This is a genomic window from Dermacoccus sp. CCH2-D9 (assembly GCF_001556795.1).
GTDB lineage: Bacteria > Actinomycetota > Actinomycetes > Actinomycetales > Dermatophilaceae > Dermacoccus > Dermacoccus nishinomiyaensis.
On record NZ_LSJT01000124.1, the window covers coordinates 1 to 11767 of the forward strand.

The window sequence follows — 11767 nt, forward strand, 5'->3', positions numbered from 1 at the left end:
GGGCAGAGGGCGTCGGCCGAGGCCTCGGCATCGGGCTCGGAGGAGCAGGCGAAATCCACCGCGACGACGGCCGCGTCACCGACATCCGGCTCGGCGGAGTCCGCGAGCTCCACCGCGGCGTCCACGGACTTGGCTTCCACCTCAGCGGCGCGGGCCGACGCCACGTCACCCACCGCAGGTGGAGAGCTCGTCGTCGTCGGTGTCCAGATCGGCCGACCAGAGGTGTGGGATGCGAAGAAGCACCGCACGGGGATGCGCAAGCGACCCGTCGCGAGCATCGGCGTCGCCGACCCCGGCCCGCGCGAGGCGGGTGGGCGCAGCGGCGTCAGCGGTGACCACGTCGGTGATCTCGAGCATCACGGGGGCAGCGAGCAGGCGGTGTACGTGGTCGCGCGTGAGGAGCTCGACCACTGGGGCGCCGAGCTAGGGCGTTCGATTCCCGACGGGGCCTTCGGCGAGAACGTCACGACGCGGGGCGTCCGCGTCGACGACGCCGTCATCGGCACCCGCTGGCGCATGGGCACCGCGCTGCTCGAGGTGACCGGCCCCCGCGTTCCCTGCCGAACCTTCGCCTGGGCGATCGACGAGCCGCGCTGGGTCAAGCGCTTCACCGACCACGGACGGCCCGGCGCGTACACCCGCGTCGTCGAGCCCGGGACGATCACGGCGGGCGACATGGTCGACGTCGTCGACGTGCCCGAGCACGGCGTCACCGTCGTCGACGTGTTCCGCGCCTACACCGGCGGTGCCCGCGCGATCATCGAACGCGTCGTCGCGGCCGGCGTGATGGCGCCGCGCTACCAGGCCAAGCTCGAAGCCAAGCTGCGCTGAGCATCATTGCCCGCAATCGCGTCACCTCTGACGCGATTCCGGGCAACGATCATCCGCCGAAGGCGAGCCTCAGCGCGGCAGGCGCGATTCGGCCCAACTGCGCGGACGGGCGTGGCGGACGTGCGCGGGGCGTCCCCACATGGAACGCACCGGGGCGGATGATTCAGTGCCCGACGCCGCAGCCGCTCGCGCCAGGACGACAGCAGTGACGGCGGCGATCTCCTCGTCGGTCGGCGCGCCGCTGACGAACCGGATCGTCGGGCGCGGGCTCTCGGTTGCCTCGCTCACAGCGGGATGTTTCCGTGCTTCTTGGGCGGCAGGTCCTCGCGCTTGTGACGCAGCGCCCGCAGCGCCTTGACGACCTGGACGCGCGTCTCGTGCGGCGGGATGACCGCGTCGACGTAGCCGCGGTCGGCTGAGATGTACGGGTTGGCGAGCGTGTCCTCGTACTCGGCGATGAGCTGCGCGCGACGCTTCTCGACGTCCTCGGCGCTGCCGTTCTCGGCGACCGCCGTCAGCTCCTTGCGGTACACGATGTTGGCCGCGCCCTGCGCACCCATGACGGCGATCTGCGCCGTCGGCCACGCGAGGTTGACGTCGGCGCCGAGGTGCTTGGACCCCATGACGTCGTACGCACCGCCGTACGCCTTGCGCGTGATGACGGTGACGAGCGGCACCGTCGCCTCCGCGTAGGCGTAGAGCAGCTTCGCGCCACGGCGGATGATGCCGCCCCACTCCTGGTCGGTACCGGGCAGGAAGCCGGGCACGTCGACGAGCGTGAGGATCGGGATGTTGAACGAGTCACAGAAGCGGATGAAACGCGCCGCCTTCTCGCTCGCGTTGATGTCGAGCGTGCCGGCGAGCTGAGCCGGCTGGTTTGCGACGATGCCGACGCTGTGCCCCTCGACGCGCGCGAGCCCGCAGATGATGTTGGGTGCGAACAGCGGCTGCACCTCGAGGAAGTCGGGGCCGGAGCCCGCATCGTCAGGATCCGCGGGGTCGACGACGGCGGCGATGACGTCGTTCATGTCGTAGGCGAGGTTCGCCGAATCGGGCACGAGCGTGTCGAGCGCGCGGTCGGCGTCGGTGATCTCGAGGTCGGCGGTGACCTCGAACGAGGGCCCCGGGTCCATGTTGTTGCTCGGCAGGTAGCCGAGCATCGCCTTGACGTACTCGATCGCGTCGTCCTCGTCGCTCGCCATGTAGTGCGAGACGCCGGAGCGCGAGTTGTGCGTGTGCGCGCCGCCGAGCTCCTCGAAGCCGACGTCCTCACCCGTCACCGTCTTGATGACGTCAGGGCCGGTGATGAACATGTGCGACGTCTGATCGACCATGACGGTGAAGTCGGTGATCGCGGGGGAGTAGACGGCGCCACCGGCGCAGGGGCCCATGACGAGCGAGATCTGCGGGATGACACCGCTCGCGTGCACGTTGCGACGGAAGATCTCGGCGTAGAGACCGAGCGCGACGACGCCCTCCTGGATGCGCGCGCCGCCCGAGTCGTTGATGCCGATGACGGGTGCGCCGAGCTTCATCGCGAGATCCATGACCTTGCAGATCTTCTCGCCGAAGACCTCGCCGAGGGAGCCGCCGAAGACCGTGAAGTCCTGACTGAACACGCAGACCGTGCGCCCGTCGACCGTGCCGTAGCCGGTGACGACGCCGTCACCGTAGGGGCGGTTCTTGTCCTGCCCGAACTGCGTCGAGCGGTGACGCGCCAGGGCGTCGAGTTCGACGAACGAGCCCTCGTCGAGCAGCCGTTCGACGCGCTCACGAGCCGTCAGCTTGCCCTTGGCGTGCTGCTTCTCCACCGCGCGGGCCGAACCGGCGTGCACCGCCTCCTCCGTGCGGTTCGCCAGATCCTTCAACCTTCCGGCCGTGGTGTGCAGATCGAGGGAGGTGTCCGGGGGCACGTCGTCGAGCGTCATGGGCGACAGCCTAACCTTGTCACGTGACCTCGAACACGAACTCGTCAGTAGCCTTTTCGCCAGGGATGGCGCGGGATCTGCGTGCCGACGGGTGGGCTCGCGTCGACCTGTTCGACGAGGTCGATTCGACGAATGTGGTCGCCCTCGACACCGCCGAGCGCTGGCACCTCGTGGCCGCCCATCGCCAGCGCGCCGGGCGCGGACGCCTCGATCGGGCCTGGGTGACGCCCACGGGCGCCGCCGTCACCGTCTCGATGACGCTGCCGCTGCCACGGGACGCGGCGACGTGGGGTTGGGTGCCGTTGTTCGTCGGTGACGCCGTGCGCGCCGCCCTCGCGCAGCTGGCCGACGAGCGCGGGGCGGACGTCGAGTTCGTCACGAAGTGGCCCAACGACGTCCTGGTGTGGGATGACGACGGCGTCGAGAGCGGCGCCGACGCCGACGCCGGCCCGGGCACCGGCGGGGCGAGCGGCGACTGGCGCAAGGTCGCCGGCGTCCTGTGTCAGGTGGCGTCGGGCAACCTCGTCGTCGCGGGCGTCGGGGTGAACGTGGCTCAGCAGCGCGGCGAGTTGCCCGTCGACACGGCGACGTCGACGTCACTCGTCGGGTTGGACGCCGCGCGTGACGAGGTGCTCGCGGCCGTCGCTGCGCACGTCGCCCGTGCCGCGCGTGCCTGGTGCGAACCCGTGGCGCTCGCGGCCGCCCGCGAGAGCGTGCGTCGACACTGTCGCACGATCGGCAGCCTCGTCGACGTGCACACCCCCGACGGCAAGGTGGCGCGGCGGCGAGGCGTCGGCATCGACGACGGCGGGCGGCTCGTGACGACCGCTCCCGGCGAGCGTCCAGGCTCAGCGCCTACGATGGCGTACTCGGTGGCGGACGTCGTGCATGCCCGCCTGGGCGGCCGCGCGGAGGCCGGCGAGCCACACGGGCGGAACGCCGACGAGTGATCGGTACGAGGCAGAAGGCGAGACGTGATGGCTGACCCGGTGTCCCACCTCGATTCCGACGATTCGATGTTCATCGACGCGGTCGAGCGACGCCTCATGGGCGCGCCGCGCCGCTACAAGCGCCGTGACCTGTCGACGCACGCCGGGGTCGACGCCGACGACACCCGTCGCGTGTGGCGCGCTCTCGGTTTCGCCAACTCGCGTGAGGCGGACGTCGCGTTCTCCGACACCGACCTCGACGCCCTGCGCGCGGTGTCCGCGATGACGGCCGCGCACGATCTCGACGTCGACACCCTCCTCGGGCTGGCGCGTGCGCTGGGGCGCACGACCGATCGACTCGCGATGTGGCAGGTGCAACTCGTCGTCGACATGCTCGCGCAGCGTGACGGCGGCCCGCGCGGCGGCAAGCCCCTCGCCCGCGCCGCAGCGGAGGAGATGGCGAGCCTCGTCGACGACCTCGAGCCGTTGCTCCTCTACGTGTGGCGCCGCAACGTCGGCGTCGCCCTCGCGCGCCTGCTGGCAGACGCGCAGCCCGAGACGCACCTCGGTGTCGTGCGCACCGTCGGTTTCGCCGACCTCGTCTCCTTCACGCGCCTCGCGCGTCAGCTCAGTGAGAGTGATCTCGCGGCGCTCGTCACGCGGTTCGAGGCGGTCGCCTCGGACATCGTCAGCGAGCACGGGGGCGCCGTCGTCAAGACGGTCGGTGACGAGATCCTCTTCTCGCACCAGGACCCGGAGGGCGCCTCGCGCATCGCGCGTGCGCTCAAGGAGATGTCGGAGGTCGACGACCTGCTGCCGCAGATGCGCGTGGGCCTGTCGACGGGTCGCGTGCTCGCGCGTCTCGGCGACATCTACGGCACGACGGTCAACCGGGCCGCACGCCTGACGAACGCCGCCGCGGCGAGTCAGATCCTCGTCGACGAGGCGACGGCCGACGCGCTGCGTCACGACCCGGAGTCGACGCTTCGCGCGCACGAACCGTTGGAACTCGCGGGTATCGGCCTCAGCGCGGCCTGGATCCTGCTCTGACGGACCTGTTCTGAAGCACTCTGCTCAGGACGCATCCTGCTGGACGGGTCGGGCGTCGGACGCCTGCGGGTGAACGCCAGGTGACGATTCGGCGACAAAGCCCTGCTGTATACATTTCTGTCAAGTCGGCTGGATGGACAACTGACAATTCGTCGGTCCGCAAGACACCGCAGGGTATGCCGGGCTGCCTATAGTCGTGCTCATGAACGACGTCCTGGTCGCCCGCGGGGGTTTCGGCGACGACACGGCTCTCATGCGCATGAGCCACGCAGCACACCTCTCGGTCCGCACCGTGGAGGGCACGCTCGAAACCGTGACGCCCGAATCCGTCGGAACGGCGACCGCGTGCATCGTCTTCGCGGCGAACTGCCGCCGCGTCGACGGCGACGCCGACCTGGGCGGCTGCGCCACGGCCGCGCCCGACGGGGTGCGCGAGAGCGCCGCCGCCGTGCGCACCTCTTCCCGCCGCCATCCGGGTGTGGCGTTCGTCGCTGTGCTCGACGACGCGGCGCTCGTCGGGGACGTCGAACGCGCGGCCGCGACCGTCGCGCTGCTCGACGCGGGGGCCGACGACGTCATCTCGTGCGCGATCACGCCGGCGGAGCTCGAAGCGCGGGTCAGCGCCGCGGTGCGCCGGGTCAACCGGGCGCAGGGCGGACCGCGGCTGGTGGCGAACGCCGTCGAGGGGAGCCCACCCCACGTGGACGCGGCGCGGCGCGAGCTCGTCGGCGCCGGCGGGCGGGCGGTGATGACCGCGAAGGAAGCCATCGTCATGGGGGTGCTCGTCGGGCGGGATGACGTCGTCAGTCGCGCAGAGTTCGAGGCGGCGCTGTGGACGGGCCAGTGGCGTGGCACACCCAAGGCGGTCGACATGCACATCGCCAAGCTGCGCCCCAAGCTGCGGGTCGCGACGGGCGGGCAGTGGCAGATCGAGACGGTGCGCGGCGCGGGCTTCGTCCTGACGCGGCGCGAGGGCGAGGCCCTCGAGTCGGTGGGGGTGGGCCTCGCCCACCCGGCGACGCCCGCCTGACGACCGCGCCACGCGCGTGACGAATCCGCCGGATAATCTTGGCGCGTGAACCAACCCCAGCCCCATGCGCGCAACGCCACCGAGCCGGACGCTGCGACGCCCGACACCCAGCCCGCCCGCGAGGCGCGCCGCGCGCCGGGCGGATTTCCCGTCGTCGGCATCATCGGCGGCGGCCAGCTCGCCCGCATGTGTGCCGCCCCCGCGGCCGAGCTCGCGCTGACGTTGTCCGTCTTCGCCGAGTCCGACGACGCCGCAGCGGCGCTCGTCGTGCCGCATGCGCCTGTCGGTGACTACCGCGACGCCGAGCAGGTGCGCGAGTGGGCACGCGGGTGCGACGTCGTGACGTTCGATCACGAGCACGTGCCCGCCGACGTGCTCGCTGCGCTCGAGGCCGACGGCGTCGCGCTGCACCCGCGCCCGAGTGCGCTGCGCTTCGCCCAGGACAAGCTCGCGATGCGTCAGCGCCTCAGCGACCTCGACGTGCCGTGCCCCGCCTGGGCTCCCGTTTCCACGAGCGACGAGTTGAGCGCGTTCGGCGAACAGCATGGCTGGCCGCTCGTGCTCAAGACCCCGACGGGCGGGTACGACGGCAAGGGCGTCATGCTCGTGCGCACCCCCGACGACGCGGACGCCTGGTTCGCGCAGGCGTGCGGTGCGCCGCTGCTCGCGGAGGAGGCCGTCGCGTTCGAGCGGGAGATCGCCGTCATGATCGCGCGCAGCCCGAGCGGCCAGGTCGCCGTGTGGCCCGTCGTCGAGACCGTTCAGGTCGACGGCATCTGCACCGAGGTCCTCGCCCCCGCCCCCGCCCTGAGCGACGACGCTGCCGAACGCATCACCTCCGCCGCCATCAGGATCGCGGGCGAACTCGACGTCACGGGCGTCATGGCCGTCGAGCTGTTCGACGTCGGCGGCGGCGAGTTCGTCGTCAACGAGCTCGCGATGCGCCCGCACAACTCGGGACACTGGTCGATGGACGGCTCCGTCACCGGTCAGTTCGAGCAGCACCTACGCGCCGTCCTCGACCTGCCCCTCGGCGACACGCGCGCGCGGGCACCGTGGACGGTCATGGGCAACGTGCTCGGCGGCGAGTACGAGGAGTTGTACCCCACCTACAAGCACCTCATGGCACGTGATCCCGGCCTCAAGATCCACCTCTACGGCAAGGGTGTGCGCCCCGGCCGCAAGATCGGGCACGTCAACGTCTTCGGCGACGACCTCGTCGGCCTGCGCGCACGAGCCCGCCACGCCTGTGACTACCTCCAAGGAACGGTGACCGAATGAGCGACGCGACCACCCCCGACGTGACGACGAACGCTGCGGGTTCGGCGACCCCGGCCACGAGCTCGACGACCCCCACGAGCGCGACGCAGCCGGCGAAGGCGCCCGTCGTCGGGCTCGTCATGGGCAGCAACTCGGACTGGCCGACGATGTCCGCGGCCGCCGATGTCCTCGACGAGTTCGGCATCGGCTACGAGGCCGACGTCGTCTCGGCGCACCGCATGGCGCACGAGATGGTCGAGTACGGCACCCGCGCCGCGGAGCGCGGCCTGCGCGTCATCATCGCCGGCGCCGGGGGAGCGGCGCACCTGCCGGGCATGCTCGCGTCGGTCACGACGCTGCCCGTCATCGGGGTGCCCGTGCCGCTGAAACACCTCGACGGCATGGACTCGCTGCTGTCGATCGTCCAGATGCCCGCCGGCGTGCCGGTCGCGACGGTCTCGATCGGTGGTGCGCGCAACGCGGGCCTGCTCGCGGCGCGCATCCTCGGCGTCGGTGACTCGGACGAGGCGTGTCGCATCGCCGCCCAGATGATGCAGTTCCAGGCGAGCCTGCGCGACGAGGCCCACGCCAAGGGCGAGGCGCTGCGGCGCGAGGTCGCCGGACGTCAGGCCTGAGGGCCCCGATGTTGCCCGGGCCTGGCTGCGCCGGCGCCCCAGAAACCCGGGCAACATCGACGGAGAGGGGCTGCCGCCGCGACGTACTGGCGGGTAGCATGCCGGTATGGCTGCTAACCCTGACTTCGACCTCTACAAGATCTCCGAGGAGCACGAGGCGCTCCGCGAGGCCATCCGCCCCGTCTGCGAGAACAAGATCGCGCCGCACGCGGCCGACGTCGACGACAAGTCGCGCTTCCCGCAGGAGGCCCTCGACGCCCTGATAGAGGCCGGCATGCAGGCGCCGCACGTGGACGAGCAGTACGGCGGCATGGGCATCGACGCCCTCGGCACGTGCATCGTCATCGAGGAGGTGGCCCGCGTCTGCGCGAGCTCCTCGCTCATCCCAGCCGTCAACAAGCTCGGCTCCATGCCCGTCATCCTCGGCGGCGGCGAGGAGATCAAGGCGAAATACCTACCGAAGCTCGCCTCCGGTGAGGCGATGTTCTCCTACGGTCTGTCCGAGCGCGAGGCCGGTTCCGACACCGCGTCGATGAAGACGAAGGCCAAGCGCGACGGCGACCACTACGTCCTCAACGGCCAGAAGTCGTGGATCACGAACGCCGGCGAATCCGAGTTCTACACGGTCCTCGCCGTCACCGACCCCGACGGTGAGCGCGGGCGCAACATCTCCGCGTTCGTCGTCGAGAAGAGCGACGAGGGCTTCAGCTTCGGTGAGCCCGAGCGCAAGCTCGGCATCAAGGGTTCGCCGACGCGTGAGCTGCACTTCGACAACTGCCGCATCCCCGCCGACCGCATCGTCGGCGCCGAGGGCGAGGGCCTCAAGATCGCGCTGCGCACCCTTGACCACACGCGTGTGACGATCGGTGCGCAGGCCGTCGGCATCGCGCAGGGCGCGCTCGACTACGCCGTCGGCTACGTCAAGGAGCGTCAGCAGTTCGGCAAGGCCATCGCCGAGTTCCAGGCCATCCAGTTCATGCTCGCCGACATGGCGATGAAGGTCGAGACGGCCCGTCAGATGGTCTACGTCGCGGCCGCGAAGTCGGAGCGTCAGGACGCCGACCTGTCGTTCTTCGGCGCCGCCGCGAAGTGCTTCGCCTCCGACGTCGCGATGGAGGTGACGACCGACGCCGTCCAGCTGCTCGGCGGCGCCGGCTACGTCAAGGACTTCCCCGTCGAGCGCATGATGCGCGACGCGAAGATCACGCAGATCTACGAAGGCACCAACCAGATCCAGCGTCTCGTCATGGGCCGTGCGGTCCTCAAGGGCTACTGAACCCAGCCCTGACGACGAGTGCGGGCCGCAGCTGACCTCAGCTGCGGCCCGCACTCGTCCTCCGTTCCTCGCGCTGCGGCGACGCACCGGTATTCGTGCGGACGGGGCGACCCGGCGTCCTGCCGGCCGCGTCACGGAGACGAGTGGCGTCAGTTGGAGACGACGAACCGCTTGTTCGAATGCCGGGGGTTCTCGAGCTCGTCGATGATCGCGACGGCCAGATCCTGGCTCGAGACGCTCACGCCGATCATGTGGTCGTCGGACGTCTCATAGTGGCCCGTGCGCTCGCCGGGGGCGAGGACGGGAGCGGGGGAGACAATCGTCCAGGTCGGTTCGGGCGAACCGTCCCGGAACATCGCGAGGGCCGTGCTCGCGGCCTCCGCCTCGGGACGGAAGTCGGCGGGGAAATCGTCGCCCTCCAGCAGCGGACGGTCGTTCGCGTCGAGCGAGCTACCGGCGCCGCCGACCATGAACAGGCGGGCCTCGAGCGGGGTCGCCGCAAGACGCTCGTGCGCCGCGAGCCACGCCTCGGCGCTCGTCGAGCGTGCGGGCGGCACCGAGACGACGACTGCGTCGACGTCCTTCGCGAGGCGGACGACGGCGTCCGTGTCCTCGATCGAGGCGACGACGTCACCCGCACCGGGCCGCGTCGACACGCTGACGATCTCGTGGCCGCGCGAGCGACCCTCGCTGACGATGGCCGAGCCGAGCATGCCCGTGGCCCCGAACACTGCGATCTTCATGGTGATCTCCTTCGTGGGGATGAATGACAGCACCAACCACCAGTTGGGGTGGATTGTTCCCCGCCGGCCGACGATGCGCCTCGTCGTCCCACCGCTCTCAGGGCGACACCGGCCGACGAGGCTGGCCCCACCCCGAGCGGGGTGAGGCCACCGTCACGAGGTTCAGTTCGCCGTCGTCTTCTTGACGAAGGAGGAGGTGTCGCCGTTCTCCTTGATGGCCTTGAACAGCTCGGCCGAACGCGTCGCGTCCCATTCGACGGCCTCGCCGGCGGGGGTGGGCAGCGCCGCGTTGCCGATGGGCACGACGACGGAGTTGCCGCCGTCTCCGGAGAACTTCTTGAGGTTCCACATTGTCTGCAGGCCCTGCATCATCGACATGCCCTTGTCGACCGAGAGCCCCTGCGCGCCCGATTCGCCGAGGCCCTTGAGCCTCCACGGCACGAGCAGGTTGGAGGGCGAGCTGATCTCCTTCATGAGCGCCGCGAGGAACTGACGCTGACGCTTGGCGCGCCCGAGGTCGCCCTCCGGGTCGGAATAACGGGCTCGCACGTACCCTAGGGCCGTCGGCCCGTCCATCTGCTGGCACCCCTTCTTGAGGTTGATGTGGGCCTTGGGGTCGTTCATGTCGCGGGCGACACAGATGTTGACACCGCCGACGGCGTCGACGACGGAGGCGAACCCGCCGAAACCGATCTCCATGTAGTTGTCGATGTGGATGCCGGTGTTCGTCTCGATCGTCTTGACGAGCAGCTGCGGGCCGCCGATCGAGAACGACGCGTTGATCTTGTTCTTCGCGTGCCCCGGAATGGAGACGTAGCTGTCGCGCGGGATCGACATGAGGGTCGGCTTGTCGCCGCCCGTGTGCAGGATCATGATCGAGTCGGTGCGCTGGCCCTCCGCGTCACCCGTGCCGAGCTTCTTCTTCTGCTCGGTCGTGAGGCCGCTGCGCCCGTCTGATCCGACGATGAGCGTGTTGTGGCCCGCGCCCGAATCGGCGAGGTGCTCCGAGGGGATCGCGTCGACCTTCTGCACCTTGCCCCACGCGGACATGCCGGCCCAGACGAGGCCGCCGACCCACAGCAGGAGCAGCACGAGCACCCCTGCGACGATCCTCTTGCCGCGCCCGAACCGGCCGCGTCGACGAGGCGGTTCCTCGCCCGAGTCGCCCGGCCCGCCGGGGCCACCCTGTCCGACGGGGCCGCCCTGTCCGCCGGGGCCGCCCTGTCCGACGGGGCCGCTGGCTCCGGCGGGTTCGTGAGGGCCGCCAGGACGGAGGTCGCGGTGGGGGCCGCGCTGGGCGTCGACGTCACGGACATCGGGCCTCACGCCGGCGGCGCGAGCGTGCCCGGACGCGGCGGCGCCCGCGGCCCCGGCCGCCGCACCACCTCCGATGCCGCGACGTCGCACGCCCTGGCGGGGGGCATCCTCCTGCGGCATGGCGCGCGTGGAGTCGCGGCCCGGGGCATCTTCCTGCGGCATGGCACGGGTCGAGTCGCGGTCCGGGGCGTCGGGTGAGGTGCGGCGGCGCTCGTCGGCGGAGGCCGCCGAACCTGCGGCTGCAGCACCTGCGCCCGCCGCTGCAGCACCTGCGCCCGCCGCGGCAGCGCCACCGGGACGCCTCGGAAGACGCCCCGCCGGGCGGCCGTCACCGGTGCGGGCGTCGCCGTCACGGCGCTCGCCGATGCGAGCCTCGGTCGGGCGGGCGTTCGAGGCGCGGGGATCGCTCCAACGGCCTGCGGGGCCCGCGTTGTCGCGCCGCGCGCCGCGCACGGGGATCGCCTGGGCTCCTGCGACGTCCTGGTTTCGGGGCGTGCCGCCGGGCGTCGGGCGTTCCTGCGGCGGAAGCTGCTCCTGTGGGTGGGGACGTCGGGCGACGGCGTCACGGGGTGCGGCTGGCCCACGGTCGGCATCGGGCGCGCGACGGGGTGCGTCGGGCCGCCGCTGAGGTTGTTCGGCCCCGCGGCGGGGACCTTCGGCGTCGCGCGGTGCGTCACCCGCGCACGGTGTGTCGGCGCGCTGCGGCATCGCGCGTCGATTGCCCTTCGAACGGCGCGTGTCGACGACGAACGCGTCGTGCTCGCGAGG

General features: G+C 71.1%; 11 protein-coding genes. 7 read left to right on the plus strand and 4 right to left on the minus strand.

Translation table 11 applies throughout. The features are described 5' to 3' along the window. Positions 1-129 precede the first annotated feature (129 nt). Positions 130-831, plus strand: coding sequence for an MOSC domain-containing protein (locus AX669_RS10670; RefSeq protein WP_231729574.1), 702 nt, complete (start codon positions 130-132; stop codon positions 829-831). Between the two features lie 69 nt (positions 832-900). On the opposite strand, the gene AX669_RS10675 is transcribed toward AX669_RS10670, so the two are convergent. Together AX669_RS10675 and AX669_RS10680 are read right to left on the minus strand one after the other, a co-directional pair. Continuing rightward, positions 901-1119: an acyl-CoA carboxylase epsilon subunit gene (locus AX669_RS10675; protein WP_006947331.1), complete on the minus strand. Its 219-nt coding sequence runs from the start codon at positions 1117-1119 to the stop codon at positions 901-903. Then, positions 1116-2759: an acyl-CoA carboxylase subunit beta gene (locus AX669_RS10680; protein ID WP_006947382.1), complete on the minus strand. Its 1644-nt coding sequence runs from the start codon at positions 2757-2759 to the stop codon at positions 1116-1118. The genes AX669_RS10675 and AX669_RS10680 overlap by 4 nt, the downstream gene beginning before the upstream one ends. Before the next feature lie 23 nt (positions 2760-2782). Between AX669_RS10680 and AX669_RS10685 the strand changes: the two genes are divergently transcribed. From AX669_RS10685 to AX669_RS10710, 6 genes are all read left to right on the plus strand, one after another. Then, positions 2783-3709 carry a biotin--[acetyl-CoA-carboxylase] ligase gene (locus tag AX669_RS10685; RefSeq protein WP_156444991.1) on the plus strand — a complete coding sequence of 309 codons (927 nt, stop codon included), beginning with the start codon at positions 2783-2785 and terminating at the stop codon, positions 3707-3709. A gap of 27 nt (positions 3710-3736) precedes the next feature. Then, a complete protein-coding gene (locus tag AX669_RS10690) occupies positions 3737-4738 on the plus strand; it encodes an adenylate/guanylate cyclase domain-containing protein (protein WP_006947388.1) in 1002 nt (333 codons plus the stop codon). Positions 4739-4940: 202 nt separating this feature from the next. Next, complete coding sequence (locus AX669_RS10695) at positions 4941-5768, plus strand: winged helix-turn-helix domain-containing protein (RefSeq protein WP_062258362.1); 828 nt, start codon at positions 4941-4943, stop codon at positions 5766-5768. Between the two features lie 45 nt (positions 5769-5813). Then, the gene (locus AX669_RS10700; protein ID WP_082740893.1) at positions 5814-7049 is read left to right on the plus strand and encodes a 5-(carboxyamino)imidazole ribonucleotide synthase; all 1236 of its coding nucleotides are present in this window, start codon (positions 5814-5816) and stop codon (positions 7047-7049) included. Beyond that, the gene (purE, locus tag AX669_RS10705; RefSeq protein WP_038568991.1) at positions 7046-7663 is read left to right on the plus strand and encodes a 5-(carboxyamino)imidazole ribonucleotide mutase; all 618 of its coding nucleotides are present in this window, start codon (positions 7046-7048) and stop codon (positions 7661-7663) included. The genes AX669_RS10700 and purE overlap by 4 nt, the downstream gene beginning before the upstream one ends. A 106-nt stretch (positions 7664-7769) precedes the next feature. Beyond that, positions 7770-8939: an acyl-CoA dehydrogenase family protein gene (locus AX669_RS10710; RefSeq protein WP_038568989.1), complete on the plus strand. Its 1170-nt coding sequence runs from the start codon at positions 7770-7772 to the stop codon at positions 8937-8939. Positions 8940-9088: 149 nt separating this feature from the next. Here AX669_RS10710 and AX669_RS10715 read toward each other — a convergent pair whose 3' ends face one another. Together AX669_RS10715 and AX669_RS13995 are read right to left on the minus strand one after the other, a co-directional pair. Continuing rightward, positions 9089-9682 carry an NAD(P)-dependent oxidoreductase gene (locus tag AX669_RS10715; protein WP_040014166.1) on the minus strand — a complete coding sequence of 198 codons (594 nt, stop codon included), beginning with the start codon at positions 9680-9682 and terminating at the stop codon, positions 9089-9091. A gap of 162 nt (positions 9683-9844) precedes the next feature. Continuing rightward, on the minus strand, positions 9845-11767 hold a 1923-nt coding region (locus AX669_RS13995; RefSeq protein ID WP_231729575.1), incomplete at its 5' end, for an LCP family protein.